Consider the following 26,742-nt stretch of genomic DNA (forward strand, 5'->3'; position numbering starts at 1 on the left):
GCGCCTACGCTTGCAAGCTGCATTGGGGTTTATTTTCGCCTTATATACATTAAACTGCAGCGTTGGCCAGTTTTTTAGCGGTTTTAAACATTTATAAATTTTATTAACAGAATTCATTAACCGGACAATTATGACGATAATAGACGATAAAGTCCAGCAACAACTTGCCCAACTTTGGTCTGTTTCAAACAATCAAAATACAATGTTTGTGATTCATCGTTTTTTTGCAGCGCTAGCGTGGTATTAAAAACCGTTGCCAGTTGGCTCAATTGCTCATCTAAATCTTTATCCGCTTCTAGGTAGATAAGCGTGTCTGTATTGATCAGATCTTGGGTAAACAAAGTGGTCAAAATAGATTGCCATAAATCCTTAGCATAAGGTGGATCTATAAACACGATATCAAAGGGACGCGGTACAAGCTGCTTTTGTTGTAGAACTTGTTCGGCTGTGCCGTGAATGATTTTATGGCTGTCACTATCAAGACGTAACATCTCGGCACTTTGGCGTAGCATTTGAGTTTGGGCGGCATTCATTTCAATAAAAATACAATGAGCAGCACCGCGCGATAAGGCTTCAAAACCTAAGACGCCGCTACCGGCGCAGCTATCGAGCACTTGAGCGTCATGAATATCAGAAATCAGCCAATTAAATAAGGTCTCACGTAGCCGGTCTGGGGTCGGACGTAATCCTTCTGCATCAATAAAACGTACGATACGGCGTTTAAACTGACCACCGATAATACGTACATCACCAGCCGTAATAGATTTGGTTTTTTGGTTTTTATTAGGCTTACGCGTGCTTGAAGATTTTTTCATAAAATTAGCTTAGTTATCTATTCTATACTGAATATGTTAGTCAGAAGTCGCTGTCGTTGTAGCGGTTTGAGCCTGTTCTTTTGCGGCTTTTAGTGCTTTGTCTTCTTTTTCACGTATCGCATCACGCATGGCTTTCTCAAATGCTTTTTGCCGTTTAATAACCTTTAGCTGATCAGCAGTGGGCGGCAAAATAGGATTGGTGTCGCGCTGTAATACCCAATAATCAAACAAGGCTCGCCCAATAGGCGCAGCAACGACACTACCACCACCGCCGTTTTCGACCAATACCGCTAGGGCGATTTGTGGATCCTCTACTGGTGCAAAGCCATTAAACCAAGCGTGATCCCAGTGGCGCTTATCCAGCGCGGATTTGTTATAGCTTTTACCCTGAGCAATGGATTTTACTTGCGCGGTGCCCGTTTTACCGGCGATACGATAGCGCGGTGTGTATATACCGCGTCCAGTACCTGCCTTGACCGTTTGCTCCATAGCATCATGCATACGCAGCCAATCAGAGGGTTTGCCATTATAATCAATCTTGCCATCCGGTTTGGTGATGACATCGACTGCTGCCGCACCGTCGCTACTCTTTAAGAGATGCGGAGTAATATGAAGACCTTTACTCGCTGTCATGGCCGTTGCATTGGCAATCTGTAGTGGCGTCGCTAAGAAATAGCCTTGACCAATACTGACAGAGATGGTCTCACCCGGTAACCAACCCTTATCGTACGTGTCTTTTTTCCACTTTGGTGAAGGCATAATTCCAGATTTTTCATTGGGCAAGTCAATGCCAGTTTCTTCGCCGAAGCCAAAACGTACCATCCAGTTATGTAAGCGCTGAATACCCATTTCATACGCCAATTTATAATAATAAGTATCGACTGACATCACGATGGATTTTTTGAGATCGACAGTGCCATGACCACCTTTTTTCCAATCACGAAAACGGTGTGAGTCACCCGGTAAGCTAAAGTAACCTGGGTCGTAGATAGTGGTTTCCCAGTTACGTAGACCATAATGAATACCGCCTAGGGCTTCAAAGGGCTTGATGGTTGAACCCGGTGGATAAGTACCTTGTAGGGCACGATTATAAAGTGGCTGATCCAAATCTTCACGCAGATCATCATAGTCTTTAAATGAGATGCCGGAGATGAAGGGGTTTGGGTCATAACTTGGATTACTGACAAAGGCTAGTACATCGCCGGTTTTGGGGTCTATTGCCACAATGGCACCGCGCCTGCCATCAAGCTGCTGCTGCGCCACAACCTGCAACCCATAATCTAAACTTAAGGTGATGTCGTTACCGGCGATTGGTGGCTTAGTATCGAGTTGACGCAGCACATTGCCGTGTGCGTTGGTTTCTACTGACTGATAACCGGGTTGCCCAAGTAAAATATCTTCGTAATAATCTTCGATCCCAATCTTACCGATAAGGTCGGTACCGGCATAGCGATCTTTATTAATTCTCTTCGATTCTTTGTCGTTAATACGTCCGACATAGCCAATAACGTGGGCAAAAAGTTCGTCATACGGGTATGAGCGTGTGAGCTTACTTTGGATGCTAACACCGCGAAAAAAGGGTTTGCGTTCACTAAACTGCGCCAGCTGCGCCTCGGTTAAGTCAATCTTGATGGTTACCGGATCATTTTTACTTTTACTCACACGCGCCAAAATATCGGTGATATTTTCATCCGTCAAATCAAAGATGGGCGCGAGTAATTGTAAGGTACGCTCAGGGTTTTCGACTTCATCAGGGCTGAGCATAGCGGTGAAAACCGGCTGATTGTCAGCGAGGATAACGCCATTGCGATCATAAATATAACCACGACTTGGTGGGGCAGAAATCAATTTGATGCGATTGTTGTCTGCTTGGGTCGTATATTTATCGTGAGCAAAAACTTGCAGAAATCCATAACGTACTATTAGCCCTAGCAAGCCTACAAATATGATTAATCCAAGAATAAGAATGCGACTGGTAAAAATTCGATTGACCTGTTCGGTATCAGGAGTGAGCGGTTTGTTCATATAAAGTCAGTACCCAAACAGTCAGTGAGACAATAAATCAAAAAGTTATCAAAGGAGGTATTTATGAAGTAGCAGTCGACCATGTCAAATATCATGTAGACAAAACGAGGTGAGCATAAAGGATAAGCTAAGGACTTTCAAAAACATAGCGTGATATAAGAAGCATTCAATATCTGAAATATTATCATCATAGATCTACAAACATCTCGCAAACGACAACGGCAAATTATAACAGATCAAAAGCGATGACGCAGTAGACAGTCATTTATTTTATCGCTGTTATAAAAGGTGGCATCATTATGCATACGACTGTGGTTGGTGACTCATTTCACAACGGATCTAATCACCGAGTAAATTCGAAAGAAGTAGTTATTAAATCGGTTACTGGTCATACGGCAGTAGATTATTTTAAGGATTTTTTATGCCACAGTAGCAGTGTAAAACGTGTCATCTCTAGTCACAACTTGCCTAGGGTCTACATGTGCTAATGGATGGCAAGTATGCTAAAATCAGGCGATTTATTTTGTAGTAGTTATTGGGGAGAGGGCTTCTTATTGCTAAGCATTGTTAATGTGCTCAGAATATTTGGTCAACATCGATCATCACGGCAAGGATACATAAAGTCATGGATGTAACTTCATTGTGGCAAACAATCGCTGAGCACCCTGAGTTTTTTGCCATGCTTACCATTCCGCCGGTGACAGCATTTGTGACATGGATTCATGTCTGGATGGCGCTCAAGATGTTGTTTTATCCGATTAAGTTTCGCGGTATACGCATCCCTAATTTCCCATTCTTTGGGCTGCCGGGTCTTGGCTGGCAAGGTATTGTGCCAAGAAAAGCGGGTAAGATATCTGGCGTGATTGTTGATCAGACGCTATCTAAGCTTGGCTCGCTTGATGAGTTTTTTCAGGCTATGGAACCAGATCAGATGGCGCTGTTCATCACTGAGGCGGTTGATAAAAACCTTGAAAACTTGATTGATGAAATTATGCTTGATCATTCGCCAGCACTGTGGGGCAATTTGCCTTATTCGCTCAAGCGCCGTGTCTATGCCCAAGCGCACCAAGAGCTGCCAAGCATTATGCAATCTTTGGTGACTGACTTGACCTATCATGTCGAAGATTTGGTCGATATGCGTAAGATGATTGTCAATAAGATGGAAAGTGATCGTCGTTTGATGGTCAATATGTTCTTAAAAGTCGGACAAAAAGAAATCAATTTTATTTGGCATATTAGTGCTTTGATTGGGCTGATTTTTGGCATTATCCAAATGTTTATATTCTTGGTAGTGCCGCAACATTGGACAGTACCGTTTTTTGCGGCCATTTGGGGCTTTTTGACCAATTGGATTGCGATTTGGATGGTATTTAATCCTGTAGAGCCGCATTTTATCCGTTATGTGAAGTTTTTTGCGCTACAGAGCCGTTTTCCTTTTATTAAGCCACAATTACCGCATATCGCTCGATATCGACTCCAAGGCGGCTTTATGAAGCGCCAAGAAGAGGTATCTGAAGTATTTGCTGAGATTGTGGTCAAAGATTTGGTGACGCTTGAGAACATCATGAATGAGATGATGTATGGTGACCGCGCTATTGAGACGCGTGAATTGATGAAGTCGCATCTGTATAAAGTCTTAGAGTCACCAGTGATTAATACGACTTTACGATTAGGACTGGGTCGCCGCGAGTTTGGGCAATTAAAAAATACCATCATTGATAAATCTATCGTTGCAACGATGGTGCCACTAAGGGACCCTGAGCTCAATGAAAGTCGTGCCAGTAAGATATTTGGACTGTTTCGTGATCGCATCCGAGCGCTGACGCCTGATGAATTCCAAAACTTATTACGTCCTGCCTTTCGTGAAGATGAGATGACGCTAATTGTGCTTGGCGGCTTGACTGGATTTTTGGCAGGTTGGTTACATCTGGTATTGGTGTTTTTCCCAGCCATGCAGTGATAAGCAATGTTTTATGCTTTTTATACACATCGCATACAGAGTGGATACAGAAACGTGACAAGTTGACGCTAATGTACCATGCTGTAAGCGCCCTAAGCTGCAATGGCTTAGGGCGTTATTTAGATAATAATAATCGCTTAAACTACAAGCAGTAACAAGTACTGGATACTTTCGATTATCCTGCAATACCAATCCCTAAAATAAACAATGACCGTATTAAGGTAAACAAGGTTAGACCGTATGTTAATCACAGAATTGGGTTATTTTGCCGTGCTAGCCGCCTTTATGTTGGCGATTTTGCAGGTAGTATTACCAACGATAGGCGTTATGCGTGACCATGTTGCTTGGCAGCGTTTGGCACCGAGCTTGGCATGGGCGCAATTTGCCGCCATGATTACCTCGTTTGGCGCATTGATGGCAGGCTTTTATTTTAATGACTTTAGCCTTGTCTATGTGTCGCAGCACTCGAATACCTTGCTGCCTTGGTATTATAAGTTATCAGCGACGTGGGGCGGGCATGAAGGCTCGCTGCTACTATGGATGACTATTATGGCAACGTGGTGTGCCTTGGTCTCATACTTTAGTCGTGGTTTGCCATTGTCGATGCGGGCGCGTGTATTGGTGATATTAGCCGCTGTACAGATGATGATGCTGGCCATGCTTATCTTTACCTCGTCACCGTTTGACCGCACTTTGCCAAATTTGCCCGTTGATGGTGCTGATTTAAACCCTGTCTTACAGGATTTTGGTTTAATTATCCATCCACCGATGCTGTATATGGGCTATGTCGGTATGGTAGTGCCGTTTGCGTTTTGTATGGCAGCACTGTGGGAAGGTCGCTTAGATGCGGTATGGACACGCTGGTCACGTCCATGGGCATTGGCTGCTTGGGGCTTTTTAACCATTGGTATTGCACTGGGTTCGTGGTGGGCTTATTACGAGCTTGGTTGGGGCGGTTGGTGGTTTTGGGATCCAGTAGAAAACGCTTCGCTATTGCCTTGGCTGGCAGGTTTGGCATTGCTCCATTCACTGGCAGTCACTGAAAAACGCGGTGTTTTTAAAGCGTGGACGATTATGCTGGCCATTTTTGCTTTTGCCTTAAGCTTACTCGGGACATTCTTAGTCCGCTCTGGGGTGATTACCTCTGTGCATTCATTTGCTGCGGATCCCACGCGTGGTTTAGTGATTTTAGCAATTCTTGGCATTATTGTGGGCGGTGGTCTCTTGATGTTCGCTGTACGTGGCTGGCGTCTCACGATTGAGAGTCAATATCAGCTGATTTCACGTGAGTCGTTTTTAGTCATTAACAACGTCATCATTTTGATTGCGACCTTAGTCGTATTACTTGGTACGCTCTATCCTATCATTGCCGATGCCTTTAATTTAGGTCAGGTATCCGTAGGTCCTCCGTACTTTAATGCACTGTTTGTGCCACTGACTTGGCTATTGATGATAGCAATGGGCATGGGCTCCAATATCCGCTGGAAACAAGACAGTCGCCCGCTCTTAGGCGCTGGCATGGTCATTGCGGCAAGTAGCCTTGTTTTAGCTGCAGTCATTGCCTATTTTGTTAGCCCTTCTGCCATGCTCAATATTGGTGTGACGCTAGCGGTGAGCTTTTGGGTATTGTTCTGGATGGTGGTCGATTTTAAAGACAAAACCAAAAATGCCCCAAGCTTATTCAAGGGCTTAGCTAAGCTCCGCTTGAGTTACTGGGGTCAGCAGACCGCTCATATCGGCGTTATTATAGCGGTCATCGGTGTTGCGTTTACCAGTACCTTAAGCATCGAGCGCGATGTGGCACTAAGGATTGGTGAAACGGTTAATGTCCAAGGTTATGACTTTGCATTGACGGATTTGAGAGAGACGAGAGGCAGTAACTTTGATGCAACGCAAGCCGAGGTCACAGTAACTAAGAAGGGCAAGGAAGTAACGATACTTCATCCTGAAAAACGGACTTATATCATCAGTACGATGCCGACGACTGAGGCGGCAATTAATGCCAACCTCATGCGTGACTTGTATGTCGCACTTGGTGAACCTATCGCTGAGGGTAGCAATCAATGGGCAGTACGTATTTATGTGAAGCCATTGATTCGCTGGATATGGCTCGGCGCTATTATTATGGCATTAGGTGGTCTATTGAGTATGCTTGATAGGCGCTATCGTCTCAAAACAACTAAGACGCCCGCTCAAATTACAGCAAGCAAGTCAGGTTTCGCGACCGTTGCTGACTTAGATAGCAACAATGCGACAGATGCCACGGCAACAATAGGGGAGAAATAAGATGACCCAATCAGAGAAGTCTCCTCAAAAAGGTACTGATAAAAAAGGCAATCAAACGATGAAAAAAAGCCAAATCAGAATATGGTTTTTGATTCCGTTGATCATCTTTGCCGCTTTTATAGTCATGCTGTATTTCCGTTTAGGTCAGCCGACCGAAATCGTAACCAATACCGCTCTTGAGCGTCCGGTGCCCGCTTTTGAGTTGCCGTTATTGTCCGATACCAGTCGTATCATGACCAATGACAACCTGCCAGATCAGCCGTTTTTGATGAATATTTGGGGCTCTTGGTGCCCAACTTGTATCATTGAGCATCCTTTTTTAATGCAGTTAGAGGAACGTGGCGTCAATCTGGTGGGCGTCAATTATAAAGATGATATTGGCGACGCCCTCGGTTATTTAAACCGTGGCGGTGACCCTTTTTCGATGTCTATCCAAGACTTATCTGGTCAATTTGCCTTAGATTTGGGTTTGACCGGTGCACCTGAAACCTTTGTGGTTGATGGTGAAGGTATTATTCGTCAGCACATTGTTGGTGAGATTAATGAGAGTAATTGGCAGAGCCGTATCACGCCTTGTCTGATGGTGCTCAATGAGGCTGATAAAAATAATGTCAGCCCTGATCTTGACCAAGTTAAAGAGGCGTGCAAATGATTATGATGCCATTAAAATCTATCACGAAAAATTTGGCAAGTTTGATCATTGCTTGTCTTTTTGGCGTGCTTAGTATCAATGCTTATGCCGCCATTGACGTCTACGACTTTGACTCAGTGCAGCAAGAAGCCCAGTACCGTGGTCTTATCGAAGAGCTGCGTTGCCCAAAATGTCAAAACCAAAACTTGGCAGGTTCTGATGCGCCGATTGCCCAAGATCTAAAGCAAAAAACCTATGACATGATTAAAGAAGGTCGTAGTGATGGTGAGATTCGCGCTTATATGCAAGAGCGCTATGGCGACTTTATCACTTATAAGCCGCCGGTACGTCCTTCAACGTGGATATTATGGTTCTTTCCGCCATTATTATTAATTGTATTGATCGTTGGCTGGTTTTGGCAAAGCAAACGCAGTCAGCGCGCTGCTCGTGGTCAAAGTGGCATCTTGGTAGACAGCGCCGCCGCCTTATCAGCAGTAGAAGAAGCGGAACTTGATCGTCTGTTATCACGAGCTGATCGCAATAAAACAGATCATGACATCACAAGCATAGAGGACAAAAAATGACCCTATTTTCTACTTTTGGCTTATTTATTGCCCTAAGCTTACTGATTGCACTCGTACTGGCAGTGATCGTTATCACACCTTGGCTACGAGCTTCAAGGTTACGAGAAAATCCTGTTGACAATCAGCTACTAGACATCAATATCGGTGTATTTCGTGAGCGTTTGACAGAATTACAATCAGACAAAGACAACGGCACGATTGATGACGCCCATTATCAAAATCAAAAGATCGAGCTTGAGCGTCAGCTATTGGATGCACAGCGTGAAGTCACCCCAATGGTCGCGCCTGGTATTAAGAGCCGTCTGATTATCATGGTATGGGTGCCTGTGCTGGCAGCGTTGGCTTATTTCTTGGTCGGTGATCGTACACCAGTCTTTGATTTGTGGGCAGCAGAAGACAAAGTTGCTCAAGTGGCGGATGATTTATTGACCGGTAAGATTGACCAGCCACCCGCTTGGGCGATTGAAGATGGTACTCAATTGATCAGCGCGATGCAGACCAACGTCTATCGTCATGCCGATGACCCTGATCGCTGGATGCGTTTATCAGAGCTGTTCTTATCCTTGGAAGCCACTGACTCAGCGATTGAGGCTTTGTCTCGTGCTTATCGTCTGTCGCCTGACAACGAAGAAATCGCCACCACTTATGCGCAGATTAGCTTTTTTGCTAATAAAGGTCAGCTTGATGCCAATAGCCGCCGTGTGCTGCAAGATGTTCTTGCCAAAAATCCGCAGCATGAAGGTGCGCAAATGCTGATGGCAATGGGCGAGGCTCGCGGTAATAATTTTGAACAAGCGCAAGGTTGGATTAAGCGGTTACGTAAGAGTATTGCTGCCAAACCAGGTGACCATACCCAAGCATTGAGCAGTCTTGATGAGCTAAGTGCCAATGTCACGGCACAAGAGCAGCAAGCATCTGAAGGGATTGAAGTTACCATCTCTATTGATCGGTCATTGTTGCCCCTAGTGAAAGCTGAAGATGTATTGTTTGTCGCGATACGTGATGTGAAAGGTGGCCCGCCATTTGCCGCCAAGCGTTTACCGATTAGCGTGATTAAGCAAGGCGAAGCAACTGTTAGTCTAAGTGATTTAGATGCCATGATGCCAGAGCGCACATTAAAATCTGCGCGTGATGAAAAAGTTCAACTCGCTGTCATTGCTCGCATCAGTCATAGTGGTACTGCCATTGCCGAGTCAGGTGATCTATCAGGTAATCCTGTGGTGATAAGCGTCGAGCAGAATCAAGTCAATGTGGCCATTAATCAGCAGGTTCCTTAACTCGCTGAGTCCAGAATATCATCCTACATTTAGTGCGCGCTATCGTTTCATCTATGGCGCGCAACCTTCTCTCATGAACAGATAAGTCATCATATGTTGCTGCATCAATACTAAAAATACTTGAGGTTTTGAAAGCCACAAGGTAAGGTAAGCTCTGCAAACCACCAATCCCTAAGTTTTATTAGTCCCAAAATCCTATTTATTAAGGAGAATCGTGTAATGATGCGTATTATTTTGCTAGGTCCACCAGGCGCCGGTAAAGGTACCCAAGCTCAGTTTATTTCTAAAGAATATGATATTCCGCAGATCTCAACGGGTGATATGCTGCGTGCAGCAATCAAAGAAGGCACTGAGCTTGGCAAACAAGCCAAAGACGTGATGAACGCTGGTGGTTTGGTTTCTGATGATCTAATCATTAACCTCGTGCAAGAACGCATCGCTAAGCCTGATTGTGTTAACGGCTGTATTTTAGATGGTTTCCCGCGTACCATTCCACAAGCGCAAGCGCTTGCAGATGCCAACGTGACGATTGATCATGTAATTGAAATCAGTGTACCTGATGATGAAATCGTCAAGCGATTATCAGGTCGTCGCCAACATGCTGGCTCCGGTCGTGTATATCATATTGATCACAATCCACCAAAGCAAGAAGGCATCGATGATGTGACTGGTGAAGCGCTTATCCAGCGTGAAGACGATAAAGAATCAACCATTCGCGACCGCTTAGCTACGTATCATGAGCAAACATCAGCCCTCGTTGGCTTTTATCAGAACAAAGCTAAAGAAGGCGGCGATGCACCTAAGTATGATAAGTTCGATGGTACTCAAGGTATTGATGACGTTAAGCAACAAATATTTTCTGCCCTAAAAGGCTAATATTTGTACTGACGCTAGAATATAGCGGATTAATCGAATAGTGTTATGAAAGACCCTGTCGCTAGTAATAGCAATCAGCAGGGTTTTTTAATGGGTCAAAAATAATGACCAATAGCAACATAAATCTAAATGATTGAAAATAAACTCTAAAAATTTCCATAAAAAAGCCGCTTACTCATAATAAGTAAACGGCTTTTTTATTAAAACGTCTTATTGATACAGCCAGTAGCGTTTAATTTAAAACTTAAGCGTTACCTTCAGCATCAACTTGTGCTTGCTGCTGACTTTGCGCAAAAGCTTGGTCAAAGTTAACTGGTGCAAGCAATAACTGCGGGAAGCTACCACGCGTTACGATATCGCTGATGACTTCACGAGCATATGGGAACAAAACGTTCGGGCAATAAGCACCTAGTATTTGACCAATTTGATCTTCTGGGATGTCTTTTAATAAGAAGATACCTGCTTGATGAACTTCCGCGATAAACGCCGCTTCTTCAGCATTTTTCGCAGTGACACTAACGGTCAATACAACCTGATAATGGTCATCGTCCAGTTTTTCGGCATTGCTAGATAGATTAATATCAAGCTCAGGGTTCCACTCTTTGGTGAATACGCCAGCGCCTGGGACTTCAAGTGACATGTCTTTGACATAAATACGTTCTAGTGCTAATTGCGGTTGTGCTTGTTCTTCAGCCATGATAATTCCTCTAAAAGTTAATCAAGTGATTGGGCAAACTGTTATTTTAGTAAAATAGCATTGTAATATAATTCGAGACAAAAGCTCGATATTTTTTATCAAAGCCCTTTATAGCTGTCCCTATCGTTACTTATATAAATGACTCACATATAGACTAGTAAAATAAATAAAGACAGCCAGAATAGCAAGATAGCAAATTAACCCGCTAATAGCTCGTCAAGTTTGCCTTGTTGGTTCATTTGATTGAGCTCATCAAAACCACCGACAAAGGTCTCACCGACGAAGATTTGTGGCACGGTGCGATAGTTATTGGTCTTTTGCATTAAAGCACGGCGATCATCGCTGCTCATATCGTGCATGCCAATCTCTTCATAATCAACGCCTTTTGATTTCAGCAGTTGCTTAGCGTTTGAGCAATATGGGCAGATAGGAGTAGTATAAACTTTAACAGATACAGTCATGATAAATCCTTATTTATAAATGTATAGAGCAATTGTTATCGGATAGAGGATAGTATTATAAAATTTGCCTATAGAGGCTGCAATCAAGTAAATCACAAGCCTATATTCTATTATGCTCACTATAAAGTGGGGATAGGCAGTATAAATTCAAGCCAAATAAATATAAAAGCGTCGTCAGTATCATAAATGCCACATAAAAAAAACACCCTATAAAGAGGTGTCTTTTTTATTCACTACCGATAGATAGTAAGTCATAGTTTAATAAAGTGCGCTATCAAACTACTTATGCAAGCTCGGTTTTGCTTTGACTTTAGTCTTCGGCTTAGCATCCTTTATGCCAACAAGTGGCATTCCAGCAGCTTGCCAGCCACCAACACCGCCTTCTAAGCGATAGACGTTTTCTTTACCAATCATCTGAATGGCCGCACCTGCTTGTACGCCCATATCGCAGATAATAATCACTGGCTGTTCAATCGCACGAATTTCCTCAATGCGGTCTTTTAGCTCAGTAAATGGGATATTACGACTGCCTTGGATATAACCGGTGACAAACTTCTTTTTGGCACGGATATCGATAAGCTGCGCATTTTGCGAGTTCACCATCATACCAAGGGTATTGGGTGAAATCTTTTTACCGCTACGTTTGTTTTCAATAGCAAAAAATAGCACGGCTAGTACGGCTAATATACCAAATAAAAACGGGTGGTTGCCCACAAATTCCAGCGCACGATCCAAACCATACCTCCAAAAAAATAAGTGTTCTATTACGCTGAGAAGACAGCCTAATGGATTGAACAAGGCGCTATTATACCGATTAGCCTATCCATAGTAAACGTGTGATGGTCATCATCGTGATTAACAGTGGATAAGAATTAATAAGGCTCAATAAGGCTTAGTATCTGCCTCTTCTCTTAGCGTCACGAGGTTTTCAACGCGGCGCTGCAATACTTTGCCATCAGCAACTGCTTCCCATAACGCGCAGCCTTTACTATTATGAGTATGGCGACAGTCGCGGAACTGACAGTCACCAGATAATGGTGCAAGCTCAACAAAGCCAGAAATAATGTCATCAGGCGTCAAGTGCCAAATACCATACTCGCGAATACCAGGGGTATCGACGATGCCGCCTTGAGTCAAATCGGCTGGATTAAAGGGCAGTAAGCGACTGGTGGTGGTAGTATGTTGACCAAGCTTTGAATTATCAGAGATGATATTCACGCTTTGTGCTGATTCAGGTAGCAGCGCATTGATCAAGCTGCTTTTACCGACCCCAGATTGCCCTGCAAAAATAACCAGCTTTTTATCGATATAGCGTTTTAGCTCATCAAGTCCTTCCTGGTCATCGCTATCCGCGACGTTTTCAGGACAGTCAACTGAGGTCAAAACGCTCTCATAACCAAGTGCGGCATATTGCGCCAATAACTCATTGGTATCGACGCCTTTTTCTTGCGCCAATAAATCGGCTTTATTGAGCACCAATAAAGGCTTGACCCCAGCATGATGACAAACAACTAAATAACGATCTATCAGTGTCGGGGCGGCAGCAGGTAAGGGCGCAAATACGATCGCCAAAATATCGACATTGGCGGCGACAGGCTTAAGCTTATGATAGCGGTCAGGTCGGGATACCAATGACGTACGTGGTTTGACTGATTCTATCCGACCAAAGCCTGTATTAGAGTCAGCATTCCAGCGCACTTGATCACCTGCTGCTAGCATTGGTAGATTGGTACGTACGTGGCAGCGCCAAATATCACCGAGTGCCAACTCTTGCCAAAACGGCTCAGGGTCATCAGGTGCAACCTCAGGCTGCACAGGTATGAATGATGGTAAGCTGGTCACTTGCACTTCCAATTGCTTGCCATAATGCGCCATGACCACACCATCCATCAAACTGTCATCGATACTATCTTGACTTAATAATTGCTGCTTATCGATGCGCCGAATCTGTTGTTTCGTTAGTTTGCGTTGTCGGATTAATGCCATGGGTTGGTGACCTATTATAAAATATTGCTCAGTGTAGCGTGAAAATTTGCTAACATACAGCCTAAAGCGCCTGCACTGGACAGAGATTTTGTAATATTTTAGTATTCATAAATTCTAAGTGAAATTCACAGCTGCCTAAGTACAAACATTTTTTGCACTGAGATAGTTAGATAGACGCATTATTTTATTCACATTGCTATTAAAGCATTGCTTGTAAGTTGTCTCAAACTTTATTGACCATAGGATATTTTATGACCACCGGCGACCATCCCAATAAAATTAAAATCAGAAACCAAGGCAAAAAAGGGCTGGTATGGATTGATTTAGAAATGACCGGTCTTGATACTCTAAATGATGAGATTATCGAGATAGCGACTGTTGTCACCGATGAAGATTTGAATGTCCTTGCCGAAGGACCTGTCTTTGCGATTAAAGTATCAGATCAAAAGTTAAATGGTATGGATGACTGGAATACCAAGCAGCATGGGCAATCAGGGTTGGTTGACCGTGTACGCCGTAGTACGGTGACACTGGCTGAGGCGGAAGCTGAAACCATTAAATTTTTGAATAAATGGGTCGATAGTGGTAAGTCGCCAATGTGCGGCAATTCAATCTGCCAAGATCGCCGCTTTATGGCGCGTCAAATGCCTGAGCTAGAGCGGTTTTTTCATTATCGAAACCTTGATGTGTCTTCTATTAAAGAGCTTTGCTTCCGCTGGCGTCCTGATGTCCTCAAGAATTTTGAGAAAGGCGGCAGTCATTTAGCGTTAGATGATATTCGTGACTCAATTCGTGAGCTTAAGCACTATCGTCAGCATTTCTTTAAACTGATACCTTAAAGCAGATACCTTAAAATCGGCACCTTAGAAAAAAAGGTATCAAGAAAGCCTTCAGATGAATCAAGCGCTATGATTGGGCTAATTTGTTTGAAGGCTTTTTTGTATTAAATAATCCAAATTATAATCTAGAAGTGTTATTTGAGTCATGATTAATAAGGCTGTCTCAATTTTTAACGCAGCTCATCAGTACGTTTGATACTGTTAGAGCTCGCTTCATAAATGGCATTGAGCTCTGCTTCTTTCAAGTGTTTTTCAACGGCTGGATATAACTCACGCTCTTCAAAACGAATAAGGTCGTATAAAAGCATGCCTAATGCTTGAACTTGCGCAGCGGTTACCTCTTTATTGATGGATTTCTGTGAATGCTCAGTTTCATCCATTAGTTTATATAGCTGTTTATGCTGAACATCTAAAGTCTCAAGCACTGAGGCAACCTCAGTATGAGAGGTATGGTAAGGCTTCAAAGCATGAGTGATTAAGGTATCCTCAATATTAAAGTGAGCTTGCATATCTTTAATATAAGCCATGAGATAATGCCAATGCTTGGCAATCTCAGCAGGCTCATCAGGACATTCTTTAGCATGGCGAGATAGGTTAAGTCCAAGGTGATGTTGGCGAGATAAAGGCTGTAATTGATTGGCGCGTTTCATAATAAAAACCCTTAATGATTCAATAGATTATACTTCACGTATACGCCCCGCACTCACTAACAAGGAACCTTTTGGAATATAACTGCTTTTTGTTCTATTTTCTGTGCAGCCCATGCAACGCCAATACCATGATTACCTACTGTTGCAGTGGCAAATACCAAAGGTTTATCAAGCTTAGAGTCGACCGTTGCTAAATCAATATCAACTATATCTATATTAAGGTGTTTTGCTAATATGCATCCTAGCGCGTAGGAACTACCTAGGGTTTTATAGACATTAAGTCCAAAACGCTTTGATTCATCTTCCACTAAAATTGATTTAACTCCGAGTTTGGTTTCCAGCAGTGGTAACGAGACCAAAGGTGTTGGTTGCTACTCATCAATTTGACAATGAAATGCGCGAGCTGGCTTAGCAATTTTTACAGTGAATAGAGGTGAGTTCTGACCAGTATAAAAATTATTTTTAGCAACATTTAGCATAAGACTTTCTTTCATGAAAATTGACCACATCATGAGTATGTCATGTAAACGTGTAAAGATGGTCATCGTTTAATCACCGACTATTCAAATGGCGACTTTAAGAATAGTGATGATTTATTATTCAAGATAGATAACGGAGGAGAGTAAGGAGACAGTGAGCCACGGGAGGACAGAAGGTTTAAAAGGCGGGGATTACATATAATAGAGATTTAGGTAAATAATAAACACAAAAAAACCTCAAATATAAATACTTGAGGTTGAAACTTTTGTATTAAAACTAAGTTTTAAATATGGCGCAGCGGACGGGACTCGAACCCGCGACCCCCGGCGTGACAGGCCGGTATTCTAACCAACTGAACTACCGCTGCTTAGGTCGTACTTAGTTTATTTAACCACTTAGCTTACTACTTTAGAGTAACGCTATACTAAATAGTGGTGGGTGATGACGGATTCGAACCGCCGACATTCTGCGTGTAAGGCAGACGCTCTACCAACTGAGCTAATCACCCTTCGAACAATTGCTAAGCAATTTATTCAACATCAACTGAGCTCTAAGTTTGTCACTAAGCTCTGCTGCTGTGGGTGTGTATTATATAGATTTATACATGGCTGTCAAACACTATTTTACATTTTTTAAAAAATGATTACTAAAAAGGCTTTTGAGAGTATGGCTAGATGATGTGATAGCCCATATGACAACTACCTAGTCAACTAATAGTTACCTATTGCGCGGCGGATAAAAGCTACTATACTTGATTGGTTGTATTTGATTATATTGTGCTATTACCAGTTGGAGGCGAAAACAATAGAAGCTTTATCTACTACTGAGCAGCAAGTGGCAGCATGGTCTTGGACAGACTTTGCTGGGCTAGGTCTGATATTTCATATTATTCTTATGATTGTGATGACGTTGCGTATTGTCTCGGTACAGCGCAATATTGGGGTAGCAATTGCATGGATAGCGGTTTTGTTTACTTTGCCCGTATTTGGCTTGATTGCCTATGTACTGGTGGGTGAGCCGATGATAGGTCGACGTTATCGCCAGCGAATGGATCAAGCGCGACTACTGATGAATGAGATGGCGCAACGGGAGCGCTTGGTGTTTGATGAAGGGCAAGAGGTATTGCCGACTCATTACCGTGGGGTCAGTCATATCGGTACGCGCTGGACAGGGTTTGGGGTATTCTCAAACCATGATATGCAACTGTTGACGCACGCCAATATTATTTTTAAACGTTTGATTGATGACATCAATGCCGCTCAGCGCAGTATCTTGATGGAGTTTTATATTATTTATCCTAAGGGGCAGGTGCTTGATGTTATAGAATCGTTAATGGCAGCCGCTCAACGCGGAGTTGAGTGTCATATTCTGATTGATAGTGTGGGGAGTTTTAGTTTTTTTAACAGTAAGGCCCATCGAAAATTAGAAAAAGCAGGCGTTTTTGTCCATCAGTCATTGCCAGTAGGGTTGTTTAAAACGTTATTTAAGCGTTCAGATTTGCGTAATCATCGTAAAATCGTGGTTATTGATGGTTATATCGGTTATATCGGTAGCTTCAATTTGGTTGATCCTAAGTTTTTTAAGCAGAATAAAGACGTCGGTGAATGGATTGATGTGGCGATACGCAGTGTCAGCGAGAATGACATTAGCATTGCGACTGCAATGGCAAAAGTGGTGGTGACCGATATCGGGGCGGAAAACAGTGACAATCTAGATGCGCTGCATCAACGAGTCAACAGCTATACACGTAAGCTATATGTGCGCAATCCGACGATTAATGACATCAATAGTCGTATCAAAGTATTGGATGATGGGCTAGAAAATGTAGAAAACCCCTGTACTGGTGCGATGTCGACAGTGATTCCGCAGATGCCAGTGGTAAAAGGCGTGGTCGCGCAGCTGATTCCTTCAGCGCCACAAGTGACCGCTCACGTTATTTATAATACTTTAGTAACCGTTTTACATCGTGCTAATCACTGTATTTGTATCACAACGCCGTACTTTGTACCGGATGAAGCTTTGTCAGGCGCGCTAGTGACGGCCGCCAAGCGCGGGGTCAAAGTTACGCTGATTATCCCTGAAAAGGTTGATTCATTCTTAGTTCAGCACGCCTCGCAAGCGTATTACCAAGAGTTGTTAGAAGCGGGTGTTAGCATTGCTCTGTTTAAGGGTGGTCTGCTGCATGCCAAAACAGTAGTTATAGATGACGATTATTGTATATTTGGCACCGTCAATATCGATATGCGCAGCTTTTATCTGAACATGGAAGTCAGTTTGGCGATTTATACGCCTGAAATGGTCGCGCAAGTTGCCGCTTGTCAAGACTCGTATTTACAAAGCTGTCGTTTTTTAACCTTGGATCAGTGGCAACGGCGTCATAAGACTGAACGCTTGTTTGATAATGTGATACGCTTATTTAGTCCATTATTGTAGCCCTACATATTTTAAGTTAAGGTAAGCACTATATTTTGCACAACTGCCTGTAGTTCATTGCCTCTATGATTAATTTACTTTTTTAAAGGATACGCGTTTTTTATGTCTGCATCGCCCTTAACGCCCCTTGATTATATTGCAGCAGGTTATTGGCAAGATTTTTTGGCAAGGCGTGCTGTCGCAGGCGGTATCGCTTACGAAGTGGATTTGCATCACTGTGGTTTGGATGAATCGCTGGCAAGCTTGCAGCGCATAGATACGTTACTGTCTCAGATACGCCGCGATATGGTCAAAACAAGCATTTGGGATGAAGCAACGTTATTAAAAGATGAGCGCTATCGTAACTTTATGGTGTTTTTGGCGTTTTATGCAGGACGAGTATTGGCGCAGCAATGGCAACAATCGCCACGTTGGTTTGGTCAGTTTGAGCTAGATGCCCGCTATCCTGAGTTAGTACTGACGACCGATGATTTTTATCAGCATATGGCGATGTTTTATGGCGCTGATACTGATGTTAATACCAAAGATAGCAGTGATAAAGATAATACCCCGCTTTTCTTTGCTTTAGAACCGATAGGGATGCGTTTATTTGGTCATATCGACCGCGCGTTTAAATCGGCGCAAGGTGGTGAGGTCGCTAGCGGCTTATACCAAGCCGTTAGTGACAGATTGCCAAAAGCTGTAAATCATCAGCCTCATTTGGTTGATGCGACCATAGCAGATAAACCAAACACTCAAACAGCAAATGAAAAGGCATTTATTGAGAAAGTAAGCCCTGAAAATAGTAGCACATCCCTTTACTCGAATAGTAAGTCGTCCATAGACAGGGCGACAACTCAACTTTCAGATGACAAAATGGGTAATGTATCTTCTATATCAGCTACTACAATTACATCAGTGCCACTAGCAGAAGATGTAGAAATAACAAACGCAACGGTAATACCTATAGTAGAACCAGTAAAAACCACGGCAGTCGCAAAAAAACCACCCACGCCAGAGATTTTTAGCCAACTATTAACAGAGCTACATGAGATAGAAGTAACACAGACCACGGGCGAAACTGAATATGAGAAGGCGTGCAAGGTTTTAGATCAGTTTGAACGTCATATTGCCAAGCAAGAAAAACCCCGTAAGCAAGTCGTCTTTTCAGAGGCGCATCTGCAAGCAAAGCAGCAGGCCTTGTTGGGATTAGAAGACGCTGCAAATGCAGGAAACAGTGCTGCGATGTTGCGCTTGGCGATGTATGAGCTGCTCGGCGAAGGTCTGATAGCAAACGAAGGCGCTGATAAAGTCGCTGGTATAGAGGCTGGAGTTGAATGGGTGCAGCAAGCGGCGGGTAAAAATGACAGCCGCGCTCAGCGTTTACTGAGTAAAATGTATTATCAAGGCGTAGGGGTTACGCAAGACCTTAAGGTTGGTAAATATTGGCTCGAGCAAGCGGCAGAAAATGGGCACATCGAAGCGGCAAGCTTGGTCGGTCAGTGGCAACAAGCACAAACGTTAATCAACACCCAAAAGCAAGAGCAGCATAGTCTTAAGCGCTATCAGCTATTGTTTGCAGTGATTATCGTGATAGCCTTACTCATTATTATTTTGGTCTAAAAAACGATGACCAACATCCTTGAATTTAAAAACGTATTGTTTGGCAATAAATTCAGGTAGAATTGGTGCGTTTTTTGTGCGCGACTCCTATTATCTGCTCCATTAATTATCTGGGCTTTTGCATGCCATCTTCTGACACCTCAAAAAATCTTTCTATTCAGGCACAGCCTCTGCAAAGCCATGCGGTATATAAGCCGCCTGTGTATTATCAAGTCGGCATAAGCTTATTAAAGCCGTTATATCGCCTGCAAGTATGGCGCCGCTCGCATGCGCGTGATAATTATAAGCAAGAAGTTGAACAGCGTTTTGGTAAGCGTTATCCTGCGCCTCCTATAGCCACAGAAACGTATCTGCCAGCTGCGGATTTAAACAGCAGTATCAAGTCTAATAAGCGAAATAAAACTATCTGGTGCCACGCGGTCTCTTTGGGAGAAACCAATACCGTTGCGCCATTATTGGATGCACTATTGTCTCGTGGTTATCGGATATGGCTGACCAACACTACCCAGACTGGTTTTGCGCGCGGTGCCAGTCGATTTGCAGAAGACATTGCGCAAGGTCGATTGAGTCATAGTTATGTACCGGTTGACAGTCCGGCGGTGATTGAGCGCTTTTTGACTCATGTACAACCTGTTGCTGCTTTATTTGTAGAAACAGAGCTATGGGCAAACATCTTAACCAAATTATCTGAGCATCATATGCCAAGTATCTTGGTGAATGGGCGACTGTCCGCATCCTCTTTTAAAAGCTATCAAAAAATTGGCGCAGTCAGCACTAGCATGATGAAAAATTTGAGTTTAATCATTGCGCAGGATAATGACTCTGCCAAACGCTTTCGACAATTGGGTGCGCATAGCGCCCAAATCCGTGTGGCAGGCTCGCTAAAGTGGGTCATTAATACGCCTAAATTGTCTAATGTGTCTGAGCCAGATGATGACAAGACTATCGATGTCGATATTGAAAATAGCGAGCAGCCAGAGTTAGCAGAAAAAACGAGTGTGACGGCGAGTGATTTGGGCGTGGTCAATCGCCCAATTTGGGTGGCAGCAAGCACTCATGGTGGTGAAGAGAATACGGTACTGTCATGGCAGCAGCAATTACTGTCAAACCCTGCATTGGCAAAAGCGCTACTTATTATCGTTCCACGCCATCCAGAGCGTTTTGATGAAGTGGCAGCGCTGATTCAAAATTCAGGCTTGACCATGGCACGGCGCAGTGCAGCAGAAGCTATCGACATAACTACCCAAGTCTATCTGGCGGATAGCATGGGTGAGTTAATGAATTGGTATGCTCTTTCCGATGTAGCAGTGGTTGGCGGCTCATTGGTCGAGGTTGGCGGACATAATCCAGTTGAGCCTGCAAGTGTGGCGACACCTGTGTTAATGGGTATTCATACTCAATCTTGTCAAAGTGTCGTGGATAAACTGGCGAGCGTAGGGGCGTTATATCAGCCCCATAACCCTTTTTATCAGGCGATTGATCATACTAATAATCATGATGAACAAGCGAACGAAAACCAAAAATTTGCCGATGATGAGACGCTGATTTATCAGCAGCTAAAATATTGGATGAGTCATTTAACGTTGGCTAAGCAAGCAGGGCAAGCAGGCGCGCGGATGACCGATCAGCAGCAAGCAGTATTGAGCCGTCAATTATCGATGATAGAAAAAGTCATCGAGCAGCATGCTCTTCAAAACGTTAGCCAAGATTCAAATTAAGAGCCACTATGAACTGTATCTTATTACCGGCTGCAAACTTCTCTAATAAATCTGCACATATCAATGCCGTGGCGCAAATTGAGCATGTTAACCAAGTTCTGGGAGCAAAAGTAGGCGATACCCTAAAAATTGGACAGCTAGAAGGTAATCTTGGCACTGCTATCATTGCTGATATAACGCCTAAGCGTATTGATTTATGTGAGGTAAGTTTGGTCACAGCACCGCCACCTAAGCTAAATCTGACGGTAGTACTGGCACTGCCGCGCCCAAAAGTATTGCGCCGTCTGATTATGGATATGACTGCGCTAGGTGTCAGCGATATTATTCTGATTAATAGCTATCGTACGCAAAAAAGCTACTGGCAAAGCCCGATGCTGAGTCGCCTTGATGAGTTTATATTAGAAGGTCTGCAACAAGGCATTGATACCGTCGCGCCGCGTATCAGTTTGCAAAAACGCTTTAAGCCCTTTGTTGAAGATGAGTTGGCAAACTTAATCACCAATCGCGCTATTGTCGCTCACCCTTATGCGGAATTATCGTTTTCACAATATGTGCAACAACAATTAGAAAGCTCTGAATTGCCTCATAGCTCAGTATTACCAAGCATGGTTTTTATCGGTGCAGAAGGCGGCTGGATTGATTATGAAGTTGAGCTGCTTGCAAGGCAAGGCTGCCAAACAGTACATATCGGTGCGCGAATATTGCGCACCGAAGCGGCAGTCAATGCTATTCTGGGACAATGGCTATTGTAAGATAATAACTGATATAAGTCTTAGTTGGAAATGCGGCAAGATTCATTACAACGGCATCAAAACCCCATTAAAAAACCACTATACACAGCATTAATTGTCGATTATTTAACTAAATAATCGGGCTAAATAAATGTATTGATAATTAATATCATTTCCATTAGTATATGCTTTCCAGACATTAGGGTCTTTTTAATCCCATCAATCCATGATTTTTAATGTCTTTTTATTCTACCTATCTGCCGCGCTATTATGGGGAAAACCATGTCATTGAATGTAATCAGTGCAAATTTATCTTCTGCTAAACTTACTTTACCGGTTGCCGTATTTGGCATGATGTTGGCGCTTGCTGGCTGTAGTAAATCATCGACGCCAGAAGAAAGTGTTGATGCCGAAACGCCAGCGCCAAGCACTGAGCAAGAAGTAGCAAAAGACAACGCGGCGAGTGCTGATGGACAGACAGTAACTATCTACTCATCACGTAATGAGCAGCTAATCAAGCCATTGTTGGATCGTTATACTGAACAGACGGGTGTGAAGGTTGAGCTGGTTACAGACAAAGATGGTCCACTGATGGCGCGTCTGCAAGCTGAAGGTCAGAATACCCCAGCCGATATGCTTTTGACAGTTGACGCAGGTAACTTGTGGCAAGCGGCTGAGCAAGGTTTACTGCAACCTGTTGCTTCTAGCGTTTTGGAAGCAAATGTACCGGCTAAGTATCGTGATCCAGAAGGTCGCTGGACAGGTTTGTCATTGCGCGCCCGTACGATTTTTTATGACCCAAGTAAAGTAAGCGCTGATCAATTATCCACTTATGCAGATTTGGCGGATCCAAAGTGGAAAGGCAAATTATGTCTACGCACCTCGAAAAAGGTTTATAACCAGTCATTGGTTGCGAGCATGATGGAGCATTTAGGTGCTGAAAAAACAGAAGCGGTCATCCGTGGTTGGGTTGCTAACTTAGCTACTGATGTTTTCAGTGATGATACCAATCTACTAGAAGCTATCGCTGCTGGTCAGTGTGAAGTGGGTATTGCCAATAGTTACTACTATGGTCGCCTGCTTGATGAAAAGCCTGATTTCCCAGTAAAAATATTTTGGGCAAACCAAGGTACGACAGGCACGCACGTTAATATCTCAGGTGCTGGCGTAGTAACGGGTTCAGACAATGCAGATGGCGCATTGAAACTGATGGAATGGTTGTCTTCTGATGACGCACAAGGTCTTTATGCTAGCGCTGATAAAGAATTCCCAGTCAAAGTTGGGATTGATGAGTCAGAGATGCTTAGATCTTGGGGTCAGTTCAAACCAGACGATATCAATGTACAGAAATTTGGTGCATTACAAACCCAAGCCATTCAAATGATGGACAAAGCAGGCTATAAATAAAAGTCTGCCAGTCATTTAATCTGTCAGTTATTCAATAGAGTTATGATGCGTATGACACGGTAACAACTTATGATAACAATGCCAGAATCGTCTGCAAGTCAGAACAATACTGTCAATGAAAGTAATGAGACAGGCAATACGAGTAAATCTATTCGCCAAGACCATGCTACCCGTAAACGTGTCATCTCGAAATCAGTCTTAGGACTGATTTCGTTGTTTATGCTAGTACCGATTTTAATCGTGTTATTGTCATGGACACAGCCCGTCGCTGATATTTGGGGGCATATGCGTGAGTACGTATTGCCGCAAGTCCTCAAAAATACGGCTATTTTATTATTAATGGTCACAGTAATTTCTGGCACGATTGGCACGGCATTGGCATGGCTTACGAGTATGTACCGCTTCCCTGGACAGCGGTTTTTTTCGTGGGCGCTGATGTTGCCGCTTGCTATGCCAGCTTATGTCTTAGCATTTGTTACAGTTGGTATCGTTGATTTTAGTGGACCATTGCAAACGGCATTAAGAGATTTTGGTTTTACGACTGCCATTCCGTCGGTACGTAACGTCTGGGGTGCAGGGCTGATCTTGTCATTGGCTTTTTATCCTTATGTTTATTTGTTGGCGCGCCAAGCTTTTTTATCTCAAGGTAGGCGAGCTATTGAAGCTGGGCAGATGCTTGGCTTAAGTCGTGGTCGAGTGTTTTTTCGGTTGGCATTACCGCAAGCATTACCTTGGGTCATCGGTGGTTTGCTACTGGCAAGTATGGAGACGCTAGCAGACTTTGGCGCGGTGTCAGTATTCAATGTTGATACCTTTACTACTGCCATCTATAAAGCTTGGTTTGGGTTTTTTAGCTTGACGACAGCGGCACAGTTGGCAGCACTATTAATTGGTGTGGTCTTCATTGTTGTCTTGTTTGAACAATATTGGCAAGCAAAACGCGGTAATATTATTACCCAAGGTAGTAGCCAACGTTTTGAAGTCAGTAAACCAGCTAAGCTTGCTATGACGCTGCTTTGTACGCTGGTATTCTTGATAGCATTTTTGATCCCGTTTGCACAGCTTATCTATTGGACAGCGGCAAATTTTCAGCAAGATTTTGATGCCCGCTATATTGATTTTGTCACCAATAGCCTCATGATTGCTAGTATTACCACTGCGTTTATTGCGGTCTTAGCGATTATGATTGCGTGGATTAAGCGTCAATATCCGGACAAATCTACCAAGCTTATGACTACTTTAGCTAATTTGGGCTATGTGGTGCCGGGTACGGTATTAGCGGTCGGGATCTTTATTCCGATTGCGTGGCTGGATAATCAGCTGATTGCTTATAGCATAACCTCCACGCAGTTTTTATCTGGGAGTGTGATCGTAATGCTGCTGGCTCTATCGACCCGTTTTATGACGGTCAGTTTTCAGCCGGTAGACCGTCAGCTTCAGCGCTTGACCGTCAATCAAGAAGCGGCTGCTAAATTGCTTAGCGATAGTCCTTTTCAGCGCTGGCGGCAAGTGATGTTGCCCGTATTGAGCCCAGGGGTATTAACGGGTTTGTTGATGGGTTTTGTCGAAGTGATGAAAGAGATGCCGATTACTTTGATGACGCGGCGTCAAGGTTGGGATACGCTAGCCGTTCGGGTATTTGAGATGACCAGTGAAGGCATGTGGGGTCGCGCTGCATTACCAAGTTTGTTGATTGTATTGGTCGGTCTTATTCCTGTTTGGATATTATTGCGTCAAAGCGATAAGCAGGGTTAAGGTATTTTTTAATTAAAATATTGTGCTTAAATGATCAACGGATTCTAATTGGTGCTTCTCACGTTATTCACACTTTTAAAGTTTCATGTTTTTAACGTCTAATATTTTGAATGTTGTGACGCTGGATTTTCTTCACTAATAGCTTATTGGTACTGTCTATGTATACTGACTTGATGAACGATTCAATAAATCCAGCAGACTCTGATTCTTTAGAGCCTCAGAGTAAAGCACGACAAAGTAACGCGAAAAAGCCACCTATGACTATCATAACCAAAGCGCAAATGGCTCAAGCTGTAGCGGAAAGAGAGTTACAACAAGGTGTTGCTAACTTAGATAGTACCTTTATTCAGAATCATGAAACCGCTGCCACTCAGCCGTATTTTAGTGTACAAGACTTGGTGGTTGGCTATGACGACACCATAGTAGTCAATGGTTTGTCACTAAACCTACAGCAAGGTGAAATTGGTTGTTTTTTAGGTTATAGCGGCTGTGGTAAGACCACGGCATTAAGAGCGATTGCCGGATTAGAAGAGAGTCGTAGCGGCAAAATCACGCTTAACAATCAGCGACTGACAGAGCAAGCAGCGCGACTCTCATTTGCTGTTGCGCCTGCCAAGCGCGGTATGGGGATGGTATTTCAAGACTATGCGCTATTTGGTCATTTAAGTGTGGCAAAAAATATCGGCTTTGGTCTCAATAAATGGTCGGCTGCCGACAAAAAAGCCCGTGTTGCTGAGATGCTAGCGCTGGTAGAATTGTCTGAACATGCCGATAAACGCCCAAGCGAGCTCTCAGGTGGACAGCAGCAGCGGGTGGCATTGGCTCGTGCATTGGCACCGAAGCCTAAGTTATTACTGCTCGATGAGCCGTTTTCGAACTTGGATGTGGTATTGCGTGAGTCACTGGCCATGAATGTTCGTGATATTCTTAAACGTACCAATACCACTGCCATTTTGGTCACTCATGATCAAAACGAAGCATTTGCGCTTGCTGATAAAGTCGGGGTCATGCATAAAGGTAAACTGGTACAGTGGGCAACCCCAAGTGAGCTATATCATGAGCCGGTCAGCCCATTCGTCGCTGAGTTCGTCGGTGAAGGCGCGATGATAGACGGCATCATCAAAGAAGGTCATGTTGAGACGGCGCTTGGTGATATTTATCGACGGATGGAAGTCTACGATGCATCCGGTCAGCCACAGTATTGTGAGTACGATTATCCGAATGGTACACCAATTAAGGTATTGGTACGTCCTGATGACATTATCCATGATGATGACAGTACGCAGACCGCTTTAGTGGTTGGTCGGGTGTTTCGCGGTGCCAATTATCTCTATCGCTTGCAACTAGATGATGGTCAAACGGTATTGTCATTGGTCGCCAGTCATCATAATCATGAAGTCGGCACCCAAATCGGTATTTTGCCGATACTGGAGCATGTGGTGGTATTTGATGAAAAAGACATCAACGCCACCACGTGGTCGGAGTACGATAGGTCAGAGCGGTTTGAGGACATATGATAGCGTTTATTA

Annotated in this window: 22 protein-coding genes and 2 tRNA genes; 14 read left to right on the plus strand and 10 right to left on the minus strand. The window is 43.6% G+C overall.

Features of this window, described 5'->3' with window-relative positions:
• Window positions 1–128: 128 nt before the first annotated feature.
• Together rsmD and mrdA are read right to left on the minus strand one after the other, a co-directional pair.
• Window positions 129–815, minus strand: a complete 687-nt coding sequence (rsmD, locus tag OEG80_RS04075; RefSeq protein WP_263241888.1) for a 16S rRNA (guanine(966)-N(2))-methyltransferase RsmD — start codon at window positions 813–815, stop codon at window positions 129–131.
• A gap of 36 nt (window positions 816–851) precedes the next feature.
• Complete coding sequence (gene mrdA, locus OEG80_RS04080; RefSeq protein WP_263241890.1) at window positions 852–2,840, minus strand: penicillin-binding protein 2; 1,989 nt, start codon at window positions 2,838–2,840, stop codon at window positions 852–854.
• Between the two features lie 625 nt (window positions 2,841–3,465).
• Between mrdA and OEG80_RS04085 the strand changes: the two genes are divergently transcribed.
• The 6 genes from OEG80_RS04085 (at window position 3,466) to adk (ending at window position 10,454) form a co-directional block, all read left to right on the plus strand.
• Window positions 3,466–4,800, plus strand: a complete 1,335-nt coding sequence (locus tag OEG80_RS04085; protein ID WP_263241893.1) for a hypothetical protein — start codon at window positions 3,466–3,468, stop codon at window positions 4,798–4,800.
• A gap of 240 nt (window positions 4,801–5,040) precedes the next feature.
• Window positions 5,041–7,086 (plus strand): heme lyase CcmF/NrfE family subunit, encoded by a 2,046-nt coding sequence (locus OEG80_RS04090; protein WP_263241895.1) that lies wholly within the window; start codon window positions 5,041–5,043, stop codon window positions 7,084–7,086.
• A gap of 1 nt (window position 7,087) precedes the next feature.
• Complete coding sequence (locus tag OEG80_RS04095; RefSeq protein WP_263241898.1) at window positions 7,088–7,738, plus strand: DsbE family thiol:disulfide interchange protein; 651 nt, start codon at window positions 7,088–7,090, stop codon at window positions 7,736–7,738.
• On the plus strand, window positions 7,735–8,301 hold the full coding sequence (locus OEG80_RS04100; RefSeq protein ID WP_263241902.1) for a cytochrome c-type biogenesis protein: 567 nt from the start codon (window positions 7,735–7,737) through the stop codon (window positions 8,299–8,301). The genes OEG80_RS04095 and OEG80_RS04100 overlap by 4 nt, the downstream gene beginning before the upstream one ends.
• Complete coding sequence (gene ccmI / locus OEG80_RS04105; RefSeq protein WP_011514064.1) at window positions 8,298–9,578, plus strand: c-type cytochrome biogenesis protein CcmI; 1,281 nt, start codon at window positions 8,298–8,300, stop codon at window positions 9,576–9,578. The genes OEG80_RS04100 and ccmI overlap by 4 nt, the downstream gene beginning before the upstream one ends.
• 222 nt (window positions 9,579–9,800) lie before the next feature.
• Entirely contained in the window at window positions 9,801–10,454 is a 654-nt protein-coding gene (gene adk, locus OEG80_RS04110) for an adenylate kinase (RefSeq protein ID WP_187289141.1), read from the plus strand.
• Between the two features lie 244 nt (window positions 10,455–10,698).
• On the opposite strand, the gene secB is transcribed toward adk, so the two are convergent.
• From secB to rsgA, 4 genes are all read right to left on the minus strand, one after another.
• Entirely contained in the window at window positions 10,699–11,151 is a 453-nt protein-coding gene (gene secB / locus OEG80_RS04115) for a protein-export chaperone SecB (RefSeq protein WP_011514062.1), read from the minus strand.
• A 197-nt stretch (window positions 11,152–11,348) separates the two neighbouring features.
• Window positions 11,349–11,612, minus strand: coding sequence for a glutaredoxin 3 (gene grxC / locus OEG80_RS04120; RefSeq protein WP_011280820.1), 264 nt, complete (start codon window positions 11,610–11,612; stop codon window positions 11,349–11,351).
• A 279-nt stretch (window positions 11,613–11,891) separates the two neighbouring features.
• Complete coding sequence (locus OEG80_RS04125; RefSeq protein WP_149409625.1) at window positions 11,892–12,347, minus strand: rhodanese-like domain-containing protein; 456 nt, start codon at window positions 12,345–12,347, stop codon at window positions 11,892–11,894.
• Between the two features lie 147 nt (window positions 12,348–12,494).
• Window positions 12,495–13,598: a ribosome small subunit-dependent GTPase A gene (rsgA, locus tag OEG80_RS04130; RefSeq protein WP_020443829.1), complete on the minus strand. Its 1,104-nt coding sequence runs from the start codon at window positions 13,596–13,598 to the stop codon at window positions 12,495–12,497.
• 251 nt (window positions 13,599–13,849) lie between these two features.
• Here rsgA and orn point away from each other — a divergent pair, with 251 nt between their 5' ends.
• Window positions 13,850–14,437 carry an oligoribonuclease gene (gene orn, locus OEG80_RS04135; protein WP_011514059.1) on the plus strand — a complete coding sequence of 196 codons (588 nt, stop codon included), beginning with the start codon at window positions 13,850–13,852 and terminating at the stop codon, window positions 14,435–14,437.
• A 170-nt stretch (window positions 14,438–14,607) separates the two neighbouring features.
• Here orn and OEG80_RS04140 read toward each other — a convergent pair whose 3' ends face one another.
• The 4 genes from OEG80_RS04140 to OEG80_RS04155 form a co-directional block, all read right to left on the minus strand.
• On the minus strand, window positions 14,608–15,087 hold the full coding sequence (locus OEG80_RS04140; RefSeq protein ID WP_263241907.1) for a hemerythrin domain-containing protein: 480 nt from the start codon (window positions 15,085–15,087) through the stop codon (window positions 14,608–14,610).
• 56 nt (window positions 15,088–15,143) lie between these two features.
• A complete protein-coding gene (locus tag OEG80_RS04145; protein WP_263241909.1) occupies window positions 15,144–15,446 on the minus strand; it encodes a hypothetical protein in 303 nt (100 codons plus the stop codon).
• Between the two features lie 411 nt (window positions 15,447–15,857).
• Window positions 15,858–15,934 (minus strand) — tRNA-Asp (locus OEG80_RS04150).
• Window positions 15,935–15,999: 65 nt separating this feature from the next.
• Window positions 16,000–16,075: transfer RNA gene (locus OEG80_RS04155), tRNA-Val, on the minus strand.
• A 281-nt stretch (window positions 16,076–16,356) separates the two neighbouring features.
• On the opposite strand from OEG80_RS04155, the gene OEG80_RS04160 reads away from it, so the two are divergent.
• The 7 genes from OEG80_RS04160 (at window position 16,357) to OEG80_RS04190 (ending at window position 26,730) form a co-directional block, all read left to right on the plus strand.
• The gene (locus OEG80_RS04160) at window positions 16,357–18,000 is read left to right on the plus strand and encodes a cardiolipin synthase (protein WP_263241911.1); all 1,644 of its coding nucleotides are present in this window, start codon (window positions 16,357–16,359) and stop codon (window positions 17,998–18,000) included.
• Window positions 18,001–18,102: 102 nt separating this feature from the next.
• The gene (locus OEG80_RS04165; protein WP_263241914.1) at window positions 18,103–19,602 is read left to right on the plus strand and encodes a tetratricopeptide repeat protein; all 1,500 of its coding nucleotides are present in this window, start codon (window positions 18,103–18,105) and stop codon (window positions 19,600–19,602) included.
• A gap of 122 nt (window positions 19,603–19,724) precedes the next feature.
• Window positions 19,725–21,320 carry a 3-deoxy-D-manno-octulosonic acid transferase gene (locus OEG80_RS04170; protein ID WP_263241916.1) on the plus strand — a complete coding sequence of 532 codons (1,596 nt, stop codon included), beginning with the start codon at window positions 19,725–19,727 and terminating at the stop codon, window positions 21,318–21,320.
• A gap of 8 nt (window positions 21,321–21,328) precedes the next feature.
• Window positions 21,329–22,072, plus strand: a complete 744-nt coding sequence (locus OEG80_RS04175) for a 16S rRNA (uracil(1498)-N(3))-methyltransferase (RefSeq protein ID WP_263241918.1) — start codon at window positions 21,329–21,331, stop codon at window positions 22,070–22,072.
• A gap of 261 nt (window positions 22,073–22,333) precedes the next feature.
• Entirely contained in the window at window positions 22,334–23,458 is a 1,125-nt protein-coding gene (locus tag OEG80_RS04180; RefSeq protein ID WP_020443822.1) for a Fe(3+) ABC transporter substrate-binding protein, read from the plus strand.
• Between the two features lie 69 nt (window positions 23,459–23,527).
• Window positions 23,528–25,213: an ABC transporter permease gene (locus OEG80_RS04185; RefSeq protein WP_263241921.1), complete on the plus strand. Its 1,686-nt coding sequence runs from the start codon at window positions 23,528–23,530 to the stop codon at window positions 25,211–25,213.
• Window positions 25,214–25,470: 257 nt separating this feature from the next.
• Complete coding sequence (locus OEG80_RS04190) at window positions 25,471–26,730, plus strand: ABC transporter ATP-binding protein (protein WP_442792453.1); 1,260 nt, start codon at window positions 25,471–25,473, stop codon at window positions 26,728–26,730.
• Window positions 26,731–26,742: the final 12 nt, after the last annotated feature.

This window comes from Psychrobacter sp. SC65A.3, assembly GCF_025642195.1.
In the GTDB taxonomy this organism is placed as follows: domain Bacteria; phylum Pseudomonadota; class Gammaproteobacteria; order Pseudomonadales; family Moraxellaceae; genus Psychrobacter; species Psychrobacter cryohalolentis.